Source organism: Kaistia nematophila (genome assembly GCF_026343855.1).
Taxonomy (GTDB): Bacteria; Pseudomonadota; Alphaproteobacteria; order Rhizobiales; family Kaistiaceae; genus Kaistia; species Kaistia nematophila.
On sequence record NZ_JAPKNK010000011.1, the window covers coordinates 69,731 to 89,459 of the forward strand.

General features: G+C 66.1%; 18 protein-coding genes. 4 read left to right on the forward strand and 14 right to left on the reverse strand.

Annotation, left to right across the window (positions count from 1 at the left end):
• The first annotated feature begins 1 nt into the window (after window position 1).
• Window positions 2–967 (forward strand): ABC transporter ATP-binding protein, encoded by a 966-nt coding sequence (locus tag OSH07_RS20840; protein ID WP_266340624.1) that lies wholly within the window; start codon window positions 2–4, stop codon window positions 965–967.
• Entirely contained in the window at window positions 964–2,100 is a 1,137-nt protein-coding gene (locus OSH07_RS20845) for an ABC transporter permease (protein WP_266340625.1), read from the forward strand. The genes OSH07_RS20840 and OSH07_RS20845 overlap by 4 nt, the downstream gene beginning before the upstream one ends.
• Window positions 2,101–2,119: 19 nt before the next feature.
• Here OSH07_RS20845 and OSH07_RS20850 read toward each other — a convergent pair whose 3' ends face one another.
• The 8 genes from OSH07_RS20850 to zwf form a co-directional block, all read right to left on the reverse strand.
• Complete coding sequence (locus tag OSH07_RS20850) at window positions 2,120–2,452, reverse strand: 2Fe-2S iron-sulfur cluster-binding protein (RefSeq protein WP_266340626.1); 333 nt, start codon at window positions 2,450–2,452, stop codon at window positions 2,120–2,122.
• An 11-nt stretch (window positions 2,453–2,463) separates the two neighbouring features.
• Window positions 2,464–2,985, reverse strand: a complete 522-nt coding sequence (locus OSH07_RS20855) for a DUF934 domain-containing protein (RefSeq protein WP_266340627.1) — start codon at window positions 2,983–2,985, stop codon at window positions 2,464–2,466.
• A gap of 1 nt (window position 2,986) precedes the next feature.
• The gene (locus OSH07_RS20860; RefSeq protein ID WP_266340628.1) at window positions 2,987–3,739 is read right to left on the reverse strand and encodes a phosphoadenylyl-sulfate reductase; all 753 of its coding nucleotides are present in this window, start codon (window positions 3,737–3,739) and stop codon (window positions 2,987–2,989) included.
• On the reverse strand, window positions 3,726–5,384 hold the full coding sequence (locus OSH07_RS20865; RefSeq protein WP_266340629.1) for a nitrite/sulfite reductase: 1,659 nt from the start codon (window positions 5,382–5,384) through the stop codon (window positions 3,726–3,728). The genes OSH07_RS20860 and OSH07_RS20865 overlap by 14 nt, the downstream gene beginning before the upstream one ends.
• Window positions 5,385–5,387: 3 nt before the next feature.
• Entirely contained in the window at window positions 5,388–5,708 is a 321-nt protein-coding gene (locus OSH07_RS20870; protein ID WP_266340630.1) for a DUF2849 domain-containing protein, read from the reverse strand.
• Between the two features lie 22 nt (window positions 5,709–5,730).
• Complete coding sequence (gene cysG, locus OSH07_RS20875) at window positions 5,731–7,167, reverse strand: siroheme synthase CysG (protein ID WP_266340631.1); 1,437 nt, start codon at window positions 7,165–7,167, stop codon at window positions 5,731–5,733.
• Between the two features lie 300 nt (window positions 7,168–7,467).
• Complete coding sequence (gene edd / locus OSH07_RS20880; protein WP_266340632.1) at window positions 7,468–9,282, reverse strand: phosphogluconate dehydratase; 1,815 nt, start codon at window positions 9,280–9,282, stop codon at window positions 7,468–7,470.
• A gap of 161 nt (window positions 9,283–9,443) precedes the next feature.
• The gene (zwf, locus tag OSH07_RS20885; RefSeq protein WP_266340633.1) at window positions 9,444–10,925 is read right to left on the reverse strand and encodes a glucose-6-phosphate dehydrogenase; all 1,482 of its coding nucleotides are present in this window, start codon (window positions 10,923–10,925) and stop codon (window positions 9,444–9,446) included.
• A gap of 205 nt (window positions 10,926–11,130) precedes the next feature.
• Here zwf and OSH07_RS20890 point away from each other — a divergent pair, with 205 nt between their 5' ends.
• Both OSH07_RS20890 and OSH07_RS20895 read left to right on the forward strand, forming a co-directional pair.
• Window positions 11,131–12,027, forward strand: a complete 897-nt coding sequence (locus tag OSH07_RS20890; RefSeq protein WP_266340634.1) for an SMP-30/gluconolactonase/LRE family protein — start codon at window positions 11,131–11,133, stop codon at window positions 12,025–12,027.
• 112 nt (window positions 12,028–12,139) lie between these two features.
• Complete coding sequence (locus OSH07_RS20895) at window positions 12,140–12,694, forward strand: cysteine rich repeat-containing protein (RefSeq protein WP_266340635.1); 555 nt, start codon at window positions 12,140–12,142, stop codon at window positions 12,692–12,694.
• A gap of 73 nt (window positions 12,695–12,767) precedes the next feature.
• On the opposite strand, the gene OSH07_RS20900 is transcribed toward OSH07_RS20895, so the two are convergent.
• The 6 genes from OSH07_RS20900 to OSH07_RS20925 form a co-directional block, all read right to left on the reverse strand.
• Window positions 12,768–13,415, reverse strand: coding sequence for a glutathione S-transferase family protein (locus tag OSH07_RS20900; RefSeq protein ID WP_266340636.1), 648 nt, complete (start codon window positions 13,413–13,415; stop codon window positions 12,768–12,770).
• Between the two features lie 180 nt (window positions 13,416–13,595).
• The gene (locus OSH07_RS20905) at window positions 13,596–14,684 is read right to left on the reverse strand and encodes an ABC transporter ATP-binding protein (RefSeq protein WP_266340637.1); all 1,089 of its coding nucleotides are present in this window, start codon (window positions 14,682–14,684) and stop codon (window positions 13,596–13,598) included.
• A 30-nt stretch (window positions 14,685–14,714) separates the two neighbouring features.
• Complete coding sequence (bglA, locus tag OSH07_RS20910; RefSeq protein WP_266340638.1) at window positions 14,715–16,379, reverse strand: beta-galactosidase BglA; 1,665 nt, start codon at window positions 16,377–16,379, stop codon at window positions 14,715–14,717.
• Window positions 16,380–16,383: 4 nt separating this feature from the next.
• On the reverse strand, window positions 16,384–17,214 hold the full coding sequence (locus OSH07_RS20915) for a carbohydrate ABC transporter permease (protein WP_266340639.1): 831 nt from the start codon (window positions 17,212–17,214) through the stop codon (window positions 16,384–16,386).
• A complete protein-coding gene (locus OSH07_RS20920) occupies window positions 17,214–18,182 on the reverse strand; it encodes a carbohydrate ABC transporter permease (RefSeq protein WP_266340640.1) in 969 nt (322 codons plus the stop codon). Before OSH07_RS20920 ends, OSH07_RS20915 begins: the two co-directional genes overlap by 1 nt.
• Before the next feature lie 136 nt (window positions 18,183–18,318).
• On the reverse strand, window positions 18,319–19,566 hold the full coding sequence (locus OSH07_RS20925) for an ABC transporter substrate-binding protein (protein WP_420909664.1): 1,248 nt from the start codon (window positions 19,564–19,566) through the stop codon (window positions 18,319–18,321).
• Window positions 19,567–19,729: the final 163 nt, after the last annotated feature.

Here is a 19,729-nt window from a genome sequence, read left to right on the forward strand (position 1 = left end):
CATGGCGGCGGACAGGCCCGAGGAAGTCGTCATCGACATTCATGGCCTGACCAAGCGCTTCGGCGAGAAGACCGTCGTCGATCACGTCTCGCTTGATGTCCGCCGCGGCGAGATCGTCGGTTTCCTCGGCCCGAACGGCTCCGGCAAGACCACGACGATCCGCATGATCTGCGGCCTGCTGCGTCCGGACGATGGCAGCGGCACCTGCCTCGGCCTGGACATCCTTAGGGATGCCGATCGCATCAAGCGCCAGGTCGGCTACATGACGCAGCGCTTCTCCTATTACGAAGACCTGACGATCCGCGAGAACCTCGATTTCGTCGCGCGTATCTACGATCTCAAGAACCGGGCGGAGACCGTGAAGGCGACGCTGCAGCGGCTTGGCCTGTACGAGCGGCGCGACCAACTCGCCGGCTCGCTGTCCGGCGGCTGGAAGCAACGCCTGGCGCTCGCCGCCTCCGTGATGCACCAGCCGAAGCTGCTGCTGCTCGACGAGCCGACCGCCGGTGTCGATCCGCAGGCGCGGCGCGAATTCTGGGACGAGATCCACGACCTCGCCAGCGACGGGCTGACCGTGCTGGTCTCGACCCACTACATGGACGAAGCCGAACGCTGCCACCGCATCATCTACATCGCCTATGGCAAGATCGTCGCCCGCGGCACGGTGGCCGAAGTGATCGAGAGCTCCGGCCTCTCGACCATCGTGGTCAGCGGCAAGGACGTCGGCGCGATCGCCAAGACCGTGCGGGAAATGCCGGGCGTCGAGCAGGCGGCGCCGTTCGGCAACGACCTGCATGTCGTCGGCCCGGACCCGGCCGCGCTGAAGCGCGCCGTCGACGCGGCCCTCGCCGAGACCGGATCCGACGCCGTCGCCGAGCCCGGCGAGACGAGCCTCGAGGACGTGTTCATCCGCCTGATGCAGCAGGCGCAGGCGCGCGACCGCTCGACGAACGGCAAGGCATCATGAGCGCCGGATTCTCGCTGTCCCGCATCCTCGCCCTGATGATGAAGGAATTCATCCAGATGCGGCGTGACCGGCTGACCTTCGCCATGATCATCGGCATCCCGATCATCCAGCTGGTCCTGTTCGGCTATGCCATCAATCTCGACCCGAAGCGCCTGCCGACGCTGATCGTCTCCGCCGATAGCGGCCCCGCCACGCGCACGATCGTCGCGGCGATGGAGGCATCGGGCTATTTCAGCGTCGCGCCCGGCCTCGCGAGCGAGGCGCAGGCGAACGAGGCACTGGTCGACGGCTCCGCCAGCTATGTCATCACCATCCCGCCCGGCTTCGAGCGCGACCTCGTGCGCGGCACCCGCCCGCAATTGCTGGTCGAGGCCGATGCCACCGATCCGGCGGCCACGTCGAACGCGCTGGGTGCCCTGCCCCAGATCCTGTCGAGCGCGCTCGCCCGCGAGTTGACCGGGCCGCTGTCGACGCAGGCGAGCCGCGCCACGGCCGTCGATCTCGTGATCCAGCGCCGCTACAATCCGGAGGGGATCACCGCCTACAACATCGTGCCCGGCCTGCTCGGCACCATCCTGACGATGACGACGATCCTGATGACCGCGCTGGCGCTGACCCGCGAGATCGAGCGCGGCACGATGGAAAACCTGATGGCGATGCCGGCGACGCCGTTCGAGATCATGATCGGCAAGATCGTGCCCTATATCGGCTTCGGGCTCGTCCAGGTGGCGGTGATCCTGGTCTGCGCGCAGATCCTGTTCCACGTGCCGATGATGGGCTCGTTCGTCGTGCTGCTCGGCGTCACCTTCCTGTTCATCGGCTGCAACGTGACGCTCGGCTACACGTTCTCGACGATCGCCCGCAACCAGATGCAGGCGATGCAGATGACCTTCTTCTGGTTCCTGCCGTCGATCCTGCTTTCGGGCTTCATGTTCCCGTTTCGCGGCATGCCGGACTGGGCGCAGGTCATCGGCAGCGCGCTGCCGATCACCCACTACATCCGCTCGGTGCGCGGCATCATGCTGAAGGGCAGCGGCCCTTCCGACCTCGTCAACGAGATCTGGCCGCTCGTCACCTTCTGGCTCGCCGTCGGCGCCCTGGCGCTGTTCCGCTATCGCCGGACGCTGGACTGACGGTCGTCGAGGCCGGCGCTCAGGCCGCCAGCTCTTCGGGTTCGCTGCCCGGGGCGAGACGGACGCGCAGACCGTCGAGCTCGTCCGACATCAGGAGCTGGCACGACAGGCGCGAGTTCGACTTAACCGCCATGGCATCGTCCAGGCGCTCTTCCTCTTCGTCCGTCATCGGGATCAGCCGGTCGACCCATTCCGGATCGACATAGACATGGCAGGTCGCGCAGGCGCAGGCTCCGCCGCACTCGGCCTTGATGCCGATGTTCCAGTCGCGGATGACTTCCATCACCCGCCAGCCCTCCAGGGCTTCCAGCTCATGCTCCTCGCCGGCGTGGTCGGTGACGAAGATCTTCATAAACCCTATCCTTACTCGACTGCCCTTGCCGTGGGCCTGCGCGCCCAGGGGCGCGTTCCGGCCGGCACCTCGCCACGATCGGCGACGGGCTGCAAATATTCGGTCACTTCGGGCCAGCGGCCCTCGCGAAGACCCTTTATCACAATCGGGTCCTCGGTCGAAAACGCATCGAAGCCGACCCGCTTCAGGAACGGGATCTGATCGAGGAAGAAGGCGCCGACGGCGCGCAACTCGCCCTCGAAGCCGTCGCGATCGCGCAGCAGGCGGCCGATCGAAAAGGCGCGTCCATCGGCAAACTTCGGCAAATCCGCCGCGACCACCGCGAGACGCGGCAGGTCCGCGACGATATCCGACCAGTCCGCGCCCGGCTCGATCACCACGCCGAGCGGTGCGGAGCGCGCCAGCAACCCATCCCGCTCGGCGCGGAACCGCGCCAGCGAGACGATCACGGCGTCCTCGGCGCCAATCGCCTCGTCATCCGCCACGCGCCGAAACGCATCGGCGACGAAGGATCCATTCTTCCAGAGGCTCATGTCAGATGCCGCTTCCGTCGTTCTCGAGACCTAGATGGATGCCGCATTCGGTCTTGTCCAGACCCCGCCAGCGGCCGGCCCGCGCGTCTTCGCCCGGCTTGACCTTCGACGTGCAGGGCTGGCAGCCGATCGAAGGATAGCCCTGCGCGACCAGCGGATGCGGCGGCAATTCATGTCGGACGATATAGGCCTTCAGGTCCTCCGCCGACCAGCTCGCCAGCGGATTGACCTTGATGCGCGCGCCGTCCTGCTCAAAGGCCTGGATCGCCGCGCGCGTCGCCGCCTGGAACCGCTTGCGTCCGGTGAACCAGGCCTCAAAGCCTTCCATGGCGCGCGCCAGCGGCTCGGTCTTGCGAATGCGGCAGCAGGCGTCGGCGTCGGTCATCCAGAGCGCCTTGTAAGGGTCGGCCTTGGCGAGCACCGCCGGCTCCGGCGTGATGGTGCGGACGTCGGTGAGCCCCAGCCGCTCGACCAGCGTGTCCCGGTAGGCCAGCGTCTCGGGGAAGAGGCGCAGCGTATCCATGAACACGACCGGCACGCCGCGATCGATCGAGGCGACCAGATGCAGCAGCACTGACGATTCGGCGCCGAAGCTGGAGACGAGCGCGATGCGGCCCGGGAAGATCTCCGTCAGCGCTCGCTCGATCAGCCGCTCCGCCGTCAGGCCGGAGAAGCGCGCATTGAGGATCGCGGGCTCCTGCAGGCCGGCGCTCTCATGGTCGAAGCCGGATGCGATCGGTTCAAGCCGTCCCATAGAGTGCTTCCTTGAAGGGTGCCTGGCCAAGGCGGCGATAGGCGGCAAGGAAGGTTTCGTCCGGGCTCTCGCGCCGCGCGATATAGGTATCGACCAGCGTCTCGACGGCGTCGACGATCTCTTCCGTCGAGAAGCCGCGGCCGATGATCTCGCCGATCGAGGAATTCTCGTCGCCCGAGCCGCCGAGCGAGATCTGGTAGAATTCCTCGCCCTTCTTCTCGACGCCCAGGATGCCGATGTGGCCGACATGGTGATGGCCGCAGGCATTGATGCAGCCCGAGATCTTGATCTTCAGATCGCCGATGTCGCGCTGGCGCGCGGTGTCGCCGAAGCGCTGCGAGATGCGCTGGGCCACCGGAATGGAGCGGGCATTGGCGAGCGCGCAATAGTCGAGGCCCGGGCAGGCGATGATGTCGGTGACGAGGCCGGCATTCGCCGTGGCGAGACCCGAGGCCAGAAGCGTGTCGTAGACCGCCTTCAGATTGGCGACCTCGACATGCGGCAGGATCAGGTTCTGCTCATGGCTGACGCGGATTTCGTCGAAGGCGAGCCGCTCGGCCAGGTCGGCGACGATGTCCATCTGCTCGGCCGTCGCGTCGCCCGGCGTGCCGCCGATCGGCTTCAGCGAGATCGTCACCGAGACATGGCCGGGAACGCGGTGCGGATGGGTGTTGCGCTCGACCCAGGCGTCGAACTCCGGATCCCGCGCCCGCTCGATCGCGAGCGCCGGGCTCGGCGGCAAAGCCTTCAGGCTGTCCGGCGCGGCGAAATATTCGCGGATGCGCTCGACCTCGCCCTGCGGCAGCTTGAGCGCGCCGTGGCGGATGCGCTCCCACTCTTCTTCGACCTGGCGCGAGATTTCGTCGGCGCCGGTCTCGTGGACGAGGATCTTGATGCGGGCCTTGTACTTGTTGTCACGACGGCCGTTCAGATTGTAGACGCGCAGGATCGCCTCCGAATAGGAGAGCAGGTCCTCTTCGGGCAGGAAGTCGCGGATCTTCTTCGCCACCATCGGCGTGCGGCCCTGGCCGCCGCCGATATAGACGGCGAAGCCGAGCCGGCCGTTCTCGTCCTGCTTCAGGTGCAGGCCGATGTCGTGCACCTGGATCGCGGCGCGGTCGCGCTCGGCGCCGGTGACGGCGACCTTGAACTTGCGCGGCAGGAAGACGAATTCCGGGTGCAGCGACGACCACTGCCGCAGGATCTCGGCATAGGGGCGCGGATCGGCGACCTCGTCCTCGGCGGCGCCGGCGAAATGATCGGCCGTGACATTGCGGATGCAATTGCCCGAGGTCTGGATCGCATGCATCTCGACCGAGGCGAGATCGGCCAGCGCATCCGGGATCTCGGAGAGCTTCGGCCAGTTGAACTGGATGTTCTGCCGCGTGGTGAAGTGGCCGTAGCCGCGGTCATACTTGCGGGCGACATGCGCCAGCATCCGCATCTGGGCGCTGTTCATCGTGCCATAGGGCACGGCGACACGCAGCATGTAGGCATGCAGTTGCAGGTAGACGCCGTTCATCAACCGGAGCGGCTTGAACTGGTCCTCGGTCAATTCGCCGGAGACGCGGCGGCCGACCTGATCGCGAAACTGCGCGACGCGGGCGGTCACGAACTCATGGTCGAACTCGTCGTAGCGATACATCACTCAACCTGCCTGATTCAGAAGGGCGGCGCGCTCGGCCAGCTCGGCTTCGCCATAGGTGACGGTCGGGCCGCCGGCGGCGCGGATCCGCTCGCGCAGGCGAACCGGCACCGGCACGCCATCCTCGACGGTCGCCTCGATTTCATAGGGATCGACGACGATCAGCGCCTCGTGCTGGGCCTTGGCATGGCGGAGCGCCGCCTCGAGCTCGGCGTCGGAGATGACGCGAGCATCGGCCAGGCGGTAGGACCAGCCGCCATCGGCGGTGAGGAACACGACGAGCCCGTCGGCGAGATGATTGGCGGTGATGAGCTTGGCGGTCATGCGAGGATCCGGATTTCCAACTTCAGGCGGCCAATGCCACGAGCGGCAGCGGCGTGGCGCCGAGCGCGCTCTCGGCGACGACGCGGCCAACGATGATGACGACGGGACCGTCGAGCTCGGGCCGGTCGGCGATGCCGGCCAGTTCGTCGAGCCTTCCGGCATAGGCGCGCCGCTCGGGACGCGAGGCGTTTTCGATGACGGCGACCGGCGTCGACGGCGCCAGGCCGTTCTCGATCAGCTTGCCGGCGACCTTGGTGGCGACGCTGCGGCCCATATAGACGGCGACGGTGGCGCCGGAGAGCGCGAGGCCGGCCCAGTCCGGCAGCGTGTCGCCGCGCATGTCATGGCCCGTGGCGACGACGAGGCTCGAAGCCACGTCGCGGAGCGTCAACGGGATCTCATTCTCGGCGGCGGCGGCGAAGGCCGCGGTGATGCCCGGCACGATGTCGAACGGGATGCCGGCTTCGCGCAGCGCCGCCATCTCCTCGCCCGCCCGTCCGAAGATCAGCGGATCGCCCGACTTCAGCCGCACGACGCGGCGTCCATCGCGCGCCTCGCGCACGAGAATGGCGTTGATCTCGTCCTGGCTGGCGGCATGCGCGCCCTTGGCCTTGCCGACATAGATGCGCAGCGCGTCGCGCCGGCCCATGGCGACGATCGCCTCCGGCACCAGCTTGTCGTAAACGATGACGTCGGCTTCCTGCAGCAGCCGCTGGGCGCGGAGCGTCAGCAGGTCCTCGGCGCCCGGACCGGCACCGACCAGGCTGACATGGCCGACGGCGGCGCCGTTCCCGGCCGCCTGCTCGATATCGGCGACGGCAGCCGTCTCGCCCGCCTCAAGCTGGCCGGCCAGCACCTTGGCTGCGGTCGGGCCGGTGAAGAAATGCGCCCAGAAACGGCGGCGGCCCTCGCCCGTTACGATCGTCTCGGCGACGCGCGCACGGAGCCGCTCGGCAAGGTCGGCGAGATCGCCGAGGCGCGGCGACAGCATCGCCTCGATGCGCGCGCGAACGTGGCGCGCCAGCACCGGCGCGGCACCCTCGGTCGAGATGGCGATCGAGAGCGGCGCGCGGTTGACGAGCGCAGGGGTGAAGAAGTCGCAGAGCTCGGGACGGTCGACGACATTGACCGGCACGCCTGCCGACCTCGCAAGATCGCGCACCGCGCGATCGGCCTCGAACTCGCCGGTCGCAGCGAAGACCAGCGCCGCATCGGCGAGATCCGCGGCATCCGGAGCCCGCGGCTCGAACGTCGAGCCGGCCGCTTCGAGATCGCGGCGCGCTCCTTCTTCCAGCTCGGTGGCGAACACGACCAGGTGGGCGCTCGTCTCGGCGAGCAGGCGGATCTTGGCGGCCGCCTCGTCTCCGCCGCCGACGATCACGACGCGGCGACCCTCGACCTTGTGAAAGGCGGGGAACGTGCCGAGCTGGCGCTGAACCGTGCGATGGACCGGGGCCATCCGTCTCTCCCTGAACGCCACCCGAACCGGATCGCGCGAAGTCTGGAACGATTGCAGACTTTGTAGAGAGTTGGCGCAGGGAAGACGACGACGGCCGTTCCAAACTCAGGAAGAGGCTTGGAAAAACATTCCACATCTGGCCGAAGCCACGACGAGACGCCGCGTATTTCCAGCACGCGCCCCGGAGTTGTTCTGGTTTCGCCTGAAGTCTAGCGATTGATGTCTTGACCCCGCCACACCGAGATCAAGACATCAATCCTAAATACACGACTTACCTTGTAGCCTTTAGCGAGTAAGCTATCAGAACACGCCGGCGCCCAGTTCGGCCGGCGCCGCATTGGCGCGGAACATGGCGAAGAGCTCGCGGCCGAGGCCGAATTCATTACCGGCGAGATCGGCTTCCGCCTGTTCCCGCGCCGCGAAGGTGGCGGCGTCGACCAGCACTTCGAGCGTCCCCGTCACGGCGTCGAGGCGAACACGATCGCCGTCGCGGACCTTGCCGATGGCTCCGCCGGCGGCGGCTTCCGGCGTGACGTGGATCGCCGCCGGAACCTTGCCGGAGGCGCCGGACATGCGGCCGTCGGTGACGAGCGCCACCTTGAGGCCGCGATCCTGCAGCACCGCCAGCGTCGGCGTCAGCTTGTGCAGTTCCGGCATGCCGTTGGCGCGCGGGCCCTGGAAGCGGATGACGGCAATGAAGTCCTCGGTCAGTTCGCCCGCCTTGAAGGCGGCCAGCAGGGCGTCCTGGGTGTGGAACACGCGGGCCGGCGCCTCGATGACGTGGCGATCGGCCTTCACGGCCGAGACCTTGATGACGGAGCGGCCGAGATTGCCCTCCAGCACCTTGAGGCCGCCGGTCGCCTGGAACGGCTGCGACACCGGGGCCAGCACCTTCTCGTCGAGGCTGGTCTTCGCGCCTTCCTTCCAGCGGATGGCGCCCGCTTCGTCGATCTCGGGCTCGACGGTGTAGCCGGAGAGACCGGCGCCCCAGACCGTCTTGACGTCCTCGTGCAGCAGGCCGGCCTGCAGCAGCTCGCGGATCAGGAAGCTCATGCCGCCGGCGGCATGGAAATGATTCACGTCGGCGAGGCCGTTCGGATAGACGCGCGTCAGCAGCGGCACGACGTCGGAAAGATCCGAGAAATCGTCCCAGGTCAGCTGGATGCCGGCCGCCTTGGCCATGGCGACGAGGTGCAGCGTATGGTTGGTCGAGCCACCCGTGGCATTGAGGCCGACGACGCCGTTCACCACCGCCTTCTCGTCGATGATCTCGCCAATCGGCGTGAACTCGTTGCCGAGCGCGGTGATCGCCAGCGCCCGCTTGGCGGCGGCCTTGGTCAAGGCGTCGCGCAGCGGCGTGTTCGGATTGACGAAGGAGGCGCCGGGCAGATGCAGGCCCATGATCTCCATCAGCATCTGGTTGGTATTGGCGGTGCCGTAGAAGGTGCAGGTGCCGGGGCCGTGATAGGAGGCGCTCTCCGCCTCGAGCAGGTCGGCGCGGCTCGCCTTGCCTTCGGCATAGAGCTGGCGGACGCGCGCCTTCTCGCTGTTCGGCAGGCCGGAGGTCATCGGACCGGCCGGCACGAACACCGCCGGCAGATGGCCGAAGGTCAGCGCCGCGATCAGCAGGCCGGGGACGATCTTGTCGCAGATGCCGAGATAGACCGCCGCGTCATAGGTGTTGTGCGAGAGGCCGATCGCGGCGGCCATGGCGATGGCGTCGCGCGAGAACAGCGACAGCTCCATGCCGGTCTGGCCCTGGGTGACGCCGTCGCACATGGCGGGCACGCCGCCGGCGACCTGCGCCACGCCGCCCACTTCGCGCGCCGCCTGGCGGATCAGTTCGGGATAGGTCTCGTAGGGCTGATGCGCCGACAGCATGTCGTTGTAGGCGGTGATGATGCCGAGATTGGGCGCGATGTCGCCCTTCAGCACGGCCTTGTCGGCCGGCCCGCAGGCGGCGAAGCCATGGGCCTGGTTACCGCAGGCGAGTGACGCGCGGCGCGGCCCGGCATCCTTGGCGGCCGCGAGGCGATCGAGATAGAGGCCGCGCGTCTTGGCGCTGCGGGCCCGGATCCGATCGGTCACTTCGAGGACCTTGGGGTGAATGGACATGACTGTGTCTCCTGGACGTCCGGAGCTGGGCGAGGAGCAGGGTGGCGCCTGCCCGCACAATACCCCTCACCCAGACCCCTCCGTGGGCGGGAGAGGGTATCCCGCCCGGTCGATTTTCGGCACGCGCCCCTCGCCTTCGTCGAAGGCGGCGAGGTTGATCCTCAGGCGCCTTCTTCGTGCCAGGTGCGGCCGTCGCGCTCGATCAGGGCGATCGAGGAGGACGGCCCCCAGGTGCCGGCCGTATAGGCCTTGGGCGCCTCGCGCGAATTCGCCCAGCCCTCGAGGATCGGGTCGATCCACTTCCAGGCCGCCTCGACCTCGTCGCGACGCATGAACAGCGTGGCGTTGCCACGGATGACGTCCATGATCAGCCGCTCATAGGCTTCGGGGCTGCGGACCTTGAAGGTCTGGGCGAAGCTCATGTCGAGCGGCACGTGGCGCAGGCGCATGCCGCCCGGGCCCGGGTCCTTGATCATCAGCCAGAGCCGGACGCCCTCGTCCGGCTGCAGCCGCATGATGAGCTGGTTGGACGCGAGCTGGCCGGCTGCGCCCTCGAAGATCGAGTGCGGAACCGCCTTGAAGTTGACCACGATCTCGGAGAGGCGCGACGGCAGGCGCTTGCCGGTGCGGATGTAGAAGGGAACGCCGGCCCAGCGCCAGTTCTCGATCTCCGCCTTCACGGCGACGAAGGTCTCGGTGTTGGATTCGTCGTTGCCGAGTTCCTCGAGATAGCCCGGCACCGGACCGCCGGCCGAAGCGCCGGCCTTGTACTGGCCGCGCACCGTGACGCTGTCGACGTCGCCATCGACGATCGGCTTCAGCGCGCGCAGCACCTTGAGCTTCTCGTCGCGCAGCGCGTCGGCGTCGAAGCGGCCGGGCGGCTCCATCGCGACGAGGCAGACGAGCTGCAAGATGTGGTTCTGCACCATGTCGCGCAGCGCGCCGGCCGTGTCGTAGTAGCCGGCGCGACCTTCGACGCCGAGGCTCTCGGCGACGGTGATCTGCACATGGTCGATGTGATTGGCGTTCCAGACCGGCTCGAACAGCGCGTTGGCGAAGCGCAGCGCCATCAGGTTCTGCACCGTCTCCTTACCGAGGTAATGGTCGATGCGGTAGATCTGGCTTTCCTTGAACACCTTGCCGATCGAATCGTTCAGCGCGTTGGCGGAGGCGAGGCTCTTGCCGATCGGCTTCTCGATGATGACGCGGGTCTTCGGCGTCACGAGATGATGCGCGCCCAGGCCCTCGCAGATGATGCCGAAGAGGTCCGGCGCAACGGCGAGATAGAAGGCGCGGATGCGATCCTTGCCGCCTTCCAGCGCCTTGGCGAGTTCGGGCCAGCCGGCCTTCTCGGCGGTCGCGTCGATGGCGACATAGGAAATGCGCTTCAGGAACGAGGCGACCTGCTCCGGCTCGCGCTCGTCGGCGGGCACGAACTTCTCCAGCGCCGCCTCGGTCAGCTTCTGGTAGGCCTCGTCGCTCATCGGGCGACGCGAGCAGCCGATGATGCGGGCAACCTCGGGGATCTGACCGTCGCGATGGCGATGATAGAGCGCCGGCAGAAGCTTGCGATAGGCGAGATCGCCGGTAGCGCCGAAGACGACGAGATCGAAGGGGTCGACGGCGATGATGCGACTGGTCATGAAATCCCTCTTTCCGGTGTCAGCCGGAGCTTCCCTGGTCCGCTGAGTGTCCTAATCAAATCCGCTTCATATGTTGAGCGAAAAAATTAGAGCACCGAAATAAAATCCTTGCGACAAGAATTGCGTGTGATGGCTGCGGCGTCACGCTATGCGATTTTGGAAGCGTGGACGATACCCGCATCCTGCGGGCAAAGGGGAAAAATCAATGGCGGATCCGGTTTGCGTTGTGCCTGCGGGCGATCGTTGCGGCGAAGGCGTGGTGTGGCACGCCGCCGAGCAGGCCGTGTACTGGACGGACATCAACCGCTTCCTCGTGCATCGATACGACCCCGCGACGAAGTCGACGCGGAACTGGCGGTTCGACGAGCCCGTCACCACCATCGGCCTGACCGACCGGCCCGGAACGCTGATTCTGGCGCTCGGCTCCAAGGTGATCCTCTGGCAGCCCGGAACCGACGCGCGCACCGACTTCGCCCGTCCCGAGAAGAACACGCCCAAGGCCCGTCTGAATGACGGCCGGCCGGATCCGTTCGGCAATCTGGTCGTCGGCTCGATGTTCAACAATGTCGCTCCCGACGGCTCGGGCGTCGACATCACCGGCCCGGCTCTCGGCGGCCTCTATCGCGTGAACCAGGGCGGCGGCAGCGAGACGATCCGCTCCGAGATCGGCATTTCCAACACCATGTGCTGGGATGTCGGCCGCCGCCGCTTCTATACCGGCGACACGCTCAAGAACGAGATCTGGGCCTTCGACTATGATCCGACGACAGGCGCCGTCTCCAACCCCTCGACCTGGTTCTCGGGCTTCGAGCGCGGTTCGCCCGACGGCTCGCAGATCGACGGCGAAGGCCATGTCTGGAACTGCCGCTATCACGGCGGCTGCATCGTCCGTGTCTCGCCGGAAGGCAAGGTCTCGGGCGTTCTCGACATGCCGGTCTCGAACATCACCAACTGCACCTTCGGCGGCGCCGACCTGAAGACGCTCTACATCACCACGGCGCAGGGCGGGAACGGCCCGCTCGAGCGGCTGGCCGGCGGCCTGTACGCCATCGAGCTCGACGTCGCCGGCATCGCCGAGAACGTGTTCAAGTTGGGGGCCTGAAAGAGATCCGGGCTGCATGGCGCATCCCGGATGCACTCCCGGGAGCAGCGCGCCGCCAAATTGCCGTTGCGGAAGGCTCATGATAAGAAATCCCCCTTTTCGGGAGGACGTCATGAGCCGGCCAATTCTCCATTTCCTTGAGATCGCCGCTTCGGCGGCGGTCGCTGTCATCCTCGTCTTCGCCATCCCGCCCGCCATGGCGCAGGCGCCGAGCAAAGCGCAGCAATCGGCCATCCGCTCCGCCTGTCCAAGCGACTACAAGACCTATTGCGCCAGCGTTCCGCCGGGCGGAATGCCGGCGCTGAATTGCCTGCAGCAGAATGCCGCCAAGCTCTCCGACGCCTGCCGCACGGCGGTTCAGGCGGTCGGTGGCAGCACGGCGGCCACGCCGCCTGCCGCCAGCGGAAAATCAGGAGCGGCCACGACCGGTACGGGCAAGACAACAGGCGCAGCCACCACGAACAAGGCGCCGGCAGCGGCAGCGCCGCCCGCTGGCGACATGGCGCCGCGCGAGGCCGGGCTGATCCGCCAGGCCTGCCGCCGCGATTTCCGCACCCATTGCCGCGGCGTGCCGATCGGCGGCGGCAACGTCATCGCCTGCCTGCGCGAGAACGCGGCCTCGCTGTCGCCGGGCTGCAAGAGCGCCCTCGCCCCGCTTATGCAGTAAGCGGGAACCCGCGATCCCATGATTGGCAGCCAGACATCAACAGGTCGCGCGGGATGCGCGATCTGACAGGCGGCTAGCCCGGGAACATGTCGAAATAGGGCTGCGCCTCGGCGAGAACGCGGGCAAAGGACGGCCGGTCCATCAGCCGGCCGAAATAGCCGGCGAGCGCCGGATGCGTCTCACCGAAGGGCTGCACCTCATTGGCATAGAAGAGCGCCGGCGCCGCCGCACAATCGGCGAGCGTAAAGACCTCGCCCATCGCCCAGAAGCGCGAGCCCATCTCGCTTTCCAGCATGTCATAGGATGTGCGGAGCGTCGCCCGCGCCTCCTCCACCCCATACGGGTCGCCCTGCCCTTCCGGGCGGAGCTTGTCGACGACGATCTTCTGCATCGGGACGTGCACGTAGTTGTCGTAGAAGCGGTCGGCGAGCCGGGTCTGCCACGCCAGTTCGGCCTCGTCCGGAATGAAGCGCGTCGGCCCCGGATAATAGGTCGCCAGATATTCGATGATGATCGTCGACTCGGCCACCTGCTGGCCGCGCGCCTGGTCCAGCAGCAGCGGCATCTTGCCGATCGGCCAGAGCGTGTTGAACTCGGCCCGCACGGTCGGATCACCGAGGTCGAGGAAATGCGCCTTGAACGGCGTGTCGTTCTCGTAGAATGCGATCAGCGCCTTCTGGCAGAAGGACGCAAGCGGATGCGTATAGAGCGTGAGCGTCATGGCCGGCCTCGCTTTTCGACACTTCCCGGTCCGCCCAGCCCGGCGACGGCATGGCCGGACGCGCGAACAGGACGGCGGACGCAGCCTGGCGGCTGCGCCGCGGGATAGATCAGCAAAGGCCTCGCTATCCCGCAAGATCCAGCGTGACGAACCAGCGCCGTCGTGCTTCCGCGCGGCTACTCAGGTACGGCGATAGGCGACGCCCTTTTCGTCGAAGACCTGCAGGTGCTTCAACGGCGAGGTCAGCGCGATCTGCTCGCCCTTGGCGAACGGAATGTCGTTTTCGAGCTTGGCGACGATCGGTTCGTCGGTGCCAATATCGACATAGACCAGCGTCACTTCGCCGAGTTGCTCGACGATATCGATGGTGCCGCGGAAGATGGCGTCGTCGCCGGTGGTAATCTCGAGATCCTCCGGACGCACGCCGAAGGTGGCCTTGGCGCCCTTGGCTCCCTCGGGAATTGCCGCCTGCACGCGGATCGCCTCGCAGCCATTCGGGCGGACGGCGGCGTTGGCGCCGCCCGATTCGATCACGCAAGGAATGGTATTCATCGACGGCGAGCCGAGGAACTTCGCCACGAAAAGATTGTCCGGATGGTGGTAGAGCTCCATCGGCGCGCCGACCTGCTCGACCCGGCCCGCGTTCAGCACGACGATGCGGTCGGCGAGCGTCATCGCCTCGACCTGGTCGTGCGTGACGTAGATCATCGTGACGCCCGACATGCGCTCATGCAGCTTGTTGATCTCGATGCGGGTCTGCACGCGCAGCGCCGCGTCGAGGTTGGAAAGCGGCTCGTCGAACAGGAACACCTTCGGATCGCGCACAATGGCGCGGCCAATGGCGACGCGCTGGCGCTGGCCGCCCGAAAGCTGCTTCGGCAGGCGGTCGAGATAGGGCGTGATCTGCAGGATATCGGCCGCCTCGCGCACGCGCCGGTCGATCTCTTCCTTGCCGCCGCCGCCGAGCTTCATGCCGAAGGCCATGTTGTCGTAGACGGTCATGTGCGGATAGAGCGCGTAGCTCTGGAACACCATGGCGATGCCGCGCTTCGAGGGCGCGAGCTGGTTCACCACCTTGCCGTCGATCTGCAGCGTGCCGGACGTGATGTCCTCCAGCCCCGCGATCAGACGCAGAAGCGTGGACTTGCCGCAGCCGGACGGCCCGACGAACACGATGAACTCGCCCGACTTGATGTCGAGATCGATGCCGTGCAGGACCTTGACGGTGCCATAGGCTTTCTTGATGTCGCGTAGCAGCAAGCCGGCCATGTCTGTTTCCTTCCCGTGCCCGTTTCTTGTTCAGGCGATCTTGCCGAAGAATGCGTCGCGGCCGCCAAGGCCGACGGTGCCGGCCGCATCGAGCGTGGCGGCGAAGCCGTGCCCTTCGAGCGGGGTCACCTTCAGGTCGGACGGCAGCTTGAAGCTGGCGCCCTTGGCCGCGAGGTTGAAGACGCAGAGGATCTTCTCGCCGCCACCCTCGCGGACGAACGCCAGCACATCGTCCGGCGAATCGACGAAGGCGATCGAACCGTCGCGCAGCGCCGGATGGGCGTGGCGGAACGCGATCAGCTTGCGGTAATGCGCCAGCACCGACGCACGGTCGGTGGTCTCGCGATTGACCGCGCGGGCGATGTGATCGGGCGAGACCGGCAGCCACGGCTTCGCGGACGAGAAGCCGGCATTGGCGCCGTTCGATTCCCACACCATCGGCGTGCGGCAGCCGTCGCGACCCTTGTATTCCGGCCAGAAGCGGATGCCGTAGGGATCCTGGAGGTCTTCGAAGGCGATGTCGGCCTCGGTCAGGCCGAGTTCCTCGCCCTGGTACAGGCAGACAGAACCGCGCAGCGACAGCAGGATGCCGGCGGCGAGCTTGGCCACGCCGTCGAAATCGCCGTCATGGGTCCAGCGCGAGACATGGCGGACGATGTCGTGATTGGAGAAGGCCCAGCACGGCCAGCCATCGCCGACGATCGCCTCGAACGCCTTGATCCGGTTGACGAAGTGCTCCTTCGTGAAGATCGGGCTCAGGAAGTCGAAGGTGTAGCACATGTGCAGCTTGTCGCCGCCGGCGGTATAGGCCGCCATCGTCTTCAGCGACCGCGGACCATCGCCAATCTCGCCGACCGTGGTCTGGCCGGGATAGCGGTCGAGCAGCGCGCGCAGCCGCTTCAGGAACTCGAGGTTCTCCGGCTGGCTCTTGTCGTGGATATGGTCCTGCCAGTTATACGGATTGACCGCCGGCGCCTCGGGCGAATTGCGGTCCTCCGGCTTCGAGGGCGGGTTGTTTTCGAGGCCCTGCGAGTGGACGTAGAAATTCACCGTGTCGAGGCGGAAGCCGTCGACGCCGCGCTTCAGCCAGAACTCGACGCTGTCGAGCAGCGCATCCTGCGCCGCCATGCAGTGGAAATTGATATCCGGCTGCGAGGTCAGGAAGTTGTGCAGGTAGTACTGGCAGCGGGTCGTGTCCCACTCCCACGCCGAGCCGCCGAAGATCGACAGCCAGTTGTTGGGCGGGTTGCCGTCCGGCTTGGCGTCGGCCCAGACGAACCAGTCTGCCTTCGGGTTGGTCTTCGAAGAGCGGCTTTCCTTGAACCAGGCGTGCTGGTCGGAGGTGTGCGACAGCACCTGGTCGATCGTGACCTTGATGTTGCGCGCATGCGCCTCCGCGATCAGGTCATCGAAGTCCGCGAGCGTGCCGAACAGGGGATCGACGGCGCAATAGTCCGAGACGTCGTAGCCGAAATCCTTCATCGGCGACTTGAAGAAGGGCGAGATCCAGATCGCATCGACGCCGAGCGAGGCGATATGGTCGAGCCGGGCGGTGATGCCTTTCAGATCGCCAACGCCGTCGCCATCCGTGTCCTGGAACGAGCGCGGATAGATCTGGTAGAGGACCGCGCCGCGCCACCAGTCGGCATCGGCGGCGCGCGAGGCGATCACGCCACCGGAAACAACGTCATTCATCGGATCAGCCCTTTACGCCGCCGGCGGTCAGGCCGGAAATGATCTTGCGTTGGAAGATGAGCACCAGGACGATGAGCGGCACCGTGACGATCACCGACGCGGCCATGATGTTGCCCCAGGGGATCTCGTACTGGCTGCTGCCCGAGAGCAGCGCGATCGCCACCGGCACCGTGCGGGTTGCGTTCGACGAGGTGAAGGTCAGCGCGAACAGGAATTCGTTCCAGGCGGCGATGAAGGCGAGCAGGCCCGTCGTCACCAGCGCCGGCCACATCAGCGGCATGAACACCTTGGTGATGATCACCCAGGGCGAGGCGCCGTCGACGATCGCCGCTTCCTCGATCTCGATCGGCAGATCACGCATGAATGTGGTGAGCACCCAGACGGTGAACGGCAGGGTGAAGATCATGTAGGCGAAGATCAGCGCCAGCGGCGTGTTGAAGATGCCGAAGAAGCGGACGATCTCGAACAGGCCGGCGAGCACGGCGATCTGCGGGAACATCGACACCGACAGGATGGTGAAGAGCAACAGCGAGCGGCCGCGGAAACGGACGCGAGCGAGCGCGAACGATGCCGTCACCGCCAGCAACAGCGAGATCGCCACCACCACGGTCGAAACCAGCAGCGAATTGCCGAGGTTGCGGACGAAGCTGCCAGTGGTCAGCACCGAGACGTAGTTGTCGAGCGCGAAGGAGGTCGGCCAGTAGTCGACCCGGAACAGGTCCGTGCCCGATTTGAACGAGGTCAGCACCGCGTAATAGAACGGGAAGACCGAAATGAAGACGATGAGGACGACCAGCGCGTAGAAGGCCGTCCGCTTGGCCAGGGTCCAGAGCATTATCGGCCTCCATCGAAGTTGACGCGTCCGACAACGATGTAGACCACCGTGATGACCGCAAGGATCAGGAACAGGAAGGTCGCGGCGGCCGAGCCATAGGCGAACTTGTCGAAATCGAACAGGTTCTCTCGGGCATAGACCGACATCGTCTTGGTCTGGGAATTGTTCGGCGTCAGCACGTAGATCAGGTCGAAGATCCTGAGCGCGTCGAGCATGCGGAAGATCACCGCGACCATCAGGGCCGGCCGGATCAGCGGCAGGGTGACCTTGAAGAAGACCTTGACCGGATGCACGCCGTCGATCTTGGCGGCCTCGTAGATGTCGCCCGGGACCATCTGCAGGCCCGCGAGGATCAAGAGCGCCATGAACGGCGTCGTCTTCCAGATGTCGACGAGCAGGACCGCGAACATCGCCGTGTCGGGATTGGCGGTCCAGGCGATCTTGCTCGAGATGATGCCGAGATGCATCAGCGCGTCGTTGATGATGCCGAACTGGTCGTTGAGCATCCAGCTCCACATCTTGGCGGAGACGACGGTGGGGATCGCCCACGGCACGAGGATGGCGGCGCGGACGATGCCACGGCCGCGGAATTCGGCGTTGAGCACGAGCGCGACGATGGTGCCGAAGATCGTCTCCAGCGTCACCGAGACGATGGTGAACTTGACCGTGTTCCAGACGGCGCGCCACCAGATCGGGTCGACGAGCAGGCCGTCATAGATCACCTTGCCGCTCTTCAGCGTGGTGGCCGAGAAATAGTTCTCGAAACCGATCCACTGCGCCGCGCTGATATTGGAAAGCGACGCATCGGTGAACGAGAAATAGATGCTTCGCACCAGCGGCCAGCCGGCGACGAGGGCCAGCACCGCGAGCATCGGGGCCAGGAATATCCAGGCCGAACGCACCCTCTGGCGCATCAGGTCGGAGCGCATGCCCGCGACGGGCGCAGCAATGGTCTCGGCTACCGCCATGTTCTCGGCTTTCGCTGTTGGGGCCGATAGCTCGGCATGAACGGAACGGCGTGGCGAACCCGAGGGTATCCGCCACGCCGATTGGGTCAACGGGCGATGCCGGCATTCGCGTGAATGCCGGCATGCAGGGGCTGGACTACCAGCCGCCGCCCTTGAGCTTGGTCAGCTTGGCCTCGAGCTGTTCGAGGTTGTCAGCCGCCGAACCGTTGCCGCTCAGCGTGTCATGCGTGGCGGTCCAGAAGTTGGACGACACTTCGTTGTACTTGACCTTGGCCGGAGCCGACGGACGCGGCACGGCGTTCTGGAACACTTCCTTCCAGCGCGGGATGATCGACTGCTCCTTGGCGATGTCGGCATCGTCATAGAGGGCCTGGATCGTCGGCAGGTTGGAAGCCTTCAGGGCCTTCAGCTTCTGCATTTCCGGCGAGGCGATGAACTTGACCAGCTCGATCGCTTCCTTCGGGTTCTTCGTGTACTTCGAGACGGCCAGGTTCCAGCCGCCCAGCGTGGCGGCGGACTTGGCGCCCTCACCCGAGCCGGCCGGCAGCGGCACGACGTCGAACTTGTCCTTCACGGCCGAGTCGGCGCCATTGCCGAGACCGTAGGCGTAGGGCCAGTTGCGCATGAAGACGGCATTGCCGGTTTGCCAGACGCCGCGGGCTTCCTCTTCCTGGTAGGCGAGCACGCCCGGCGGGGAGATGGTGTTGACCCAGCCCTTGGCGCGGTCGATGGCAGCCGCTGCCTGCGGGTTGTTGATCGAGATCTCGCCGTCGGCCTCGATGATCTGGCCGCCGCCGTTCGACTTGACCCACTCGAGCGCGTTGCAGGTCAGGCCCTCATAGGAGTTGCCCTGCCAGACAAAGCCCCAAATGTCCTTGTTGCCGGCCTCGCGCTCCTTGTCCTGAATCTCCTTCGCGGTCGCCGCGAGCTCGTCCCAGGTCTTCGGCGGCTGCTTGCCGTACTTCTCAAGCAGGTCCTTGCGGTAATAGAGCGCCGGCGCGTCGGTGAAGATTGGCAGCGCGACGAGCTTGCCGTTCACGGTCTGCGATTCGATGATCGACGGGAAATGCGCGCCGACCACGTCCTTGGTGGCGTCGGTCAGGTCGAGCAGCTGGTCCGACAGCTGCGGCGCCCAGATGACGTCGGTCTGGTAGACGTCGATGTCCGAGTTGCCAGCCGCAAGCCACAGCTTGTACTGACCGAACTGGTCGCTCGTCGAGGACGGCATCGGCACGATCGTGACCTTGTTGCCGGTGTTCTTCTCGAAGATGTCGAGCTGCTCGCGCAGCACGGCGAGGCCGTTGCCGGTGTCACCCGACACGATCGACAGATTGGCGGCGTTGGCGACATTGCCCATGAGGACGATGCCGGCGCCGAAAGCCATAAGCGCGGAGCGCAACTTCATTTGTAAGAACCTCCCTGAGAGACATTCCGTGACAGGAGCCTCGAAGCCGTCGCGACCGCAGGTGTCCATCACCCCCGGCGCGCCACCCCTTCTCCCCCTAAGCGCCTCGGCAAAGGCCGACGACCCCGCTTTCCTCAAAGCG

Bases quoted from the DNA above. Each gene is read 5' to 3' on its own strand.
- OSH07_RS20850 (WP_266340626.1), bottom strand. From the start codon at position 2,452: ATGAAGATCTTCGTCACCGACCACGCCGGCGAGGAGCATGAGCTGGAA.
- OSH07_RS20855 (WP_266340627.1), bottom strand. From the start codon at position 2,985: ATGAGCCTCTGGAAGAATGGATCCTTCGTCGCCGATGCGTTTCGGCGC.
- OSH07_RS20905 (WP_266340637.1), bottom strand. From the start codon at position 14,684: ATGGCCGGCTTGCTGCTACGCGACATCAAGAAAGCCTATGGCACCGTC.
- bglA (WP_266340638.1), bottom strand. From the start codon at position 16,379: ATGAATGACGTTGTTTCCGGTGGCGTGATCGCCTCGCGCGCCGCCGAT.
- OSH07_RS20915 (WP_266340639.1), bottom strand. From the start codon at position 17,214: ATGCTCTGGACCCTGGCCAAGCGGACGGCCTTCTACGCGCTGGTCGTC.
- OSH07_RS20900 (WP_266340636.1), bottom strand. From the start codon at position 13,415: ATGACGCTCACGCTCTATACGCATCCGCTTGCGTCCTTCTGCCAGAAG.
- OSH07_RS20860 (WP_266340628.1), bottom strand. From the start codon at position 3,739: ATGGGACGGCTTGAACCGATCGCATCCGGCTTCGACCATGAGAGCGCC.
- OSH07_RS20845 (WP_266340625.1), top strand. From the start codon at position 964: ATGAGCGCCGGATTCTCGCTGTCCCGCATCCTCGCCCTGATGATGAAG.
- OSH07_RS20890 (WP_266340634.1), top strand. From the start codon at position 11,131: ATGGCGGATCCGGTTTGCGTTGTGCCTGCGGGCGATCGTTGCGGCGAA.
- OSH07_RS20895 (WP_266340635.1), top strand. From the start codon at position 12,140: ATGAGCCGGCCAATTCTCCATTTCCTTGAGATCGCCGCTTCGGCGGCG.
- edd (WP_266340632.1), bottom strand. From the start codon at position 9,282: ATGTCCATTCACCCCAAGGTCCTCGAAGTGACCGATCGGATCCGGGCC.
- OSH07_RS20865 (WP_266340629.1), bottom strand. From the start codon at position 5,384: ATGTATCGCTACGACGAGTTCGACCATGAGTTCGTGACCGCCCGCGTC.
- cysG (WP_266340631.1), bottom strand. From the start codon at position 7,167: ATGGCCCCGGTCCATCGCACGGTTCAGCGCCAGCTCGGCACGTTCCCC.
- zwf (WP_266340633.1), bottom strand. From the start codon at position 10,925: ATGACCAGTCGCATCATCGCCGTCGACCCCTTCGATCTCGTCGTCTTC.
- OSH07_RS20920 (WP_266340640.1), bottom strand. From the start codon at position 18,182: ATGGCGGTAGCCGAGACCATTGCTGCGCCCGTCGCGGGCATGCGCTCC.
- OSH07_RS20870 (WP_266340630.1), bottom strand. From the start codon at position 5,708: ATGACCGCCAAGCTCATCACCGCCAATCATCTCGCCGACGGGCTCGTC.
- OSH07_RS20925 (WP_420909664.1), bottom strand. From the start codon at position 19,566: ATGGCTTTCGGCGCCGGCATCGTCCTCATGGGCAATGTCGCCAACGCC.
- OSH07_RS20840 (WP_266340624.1), top strand. From the start codon at position 2: ATGGCGGCGGACAGGCCCGAGGAAGTCGTCATCGACATTCATGGCCTG.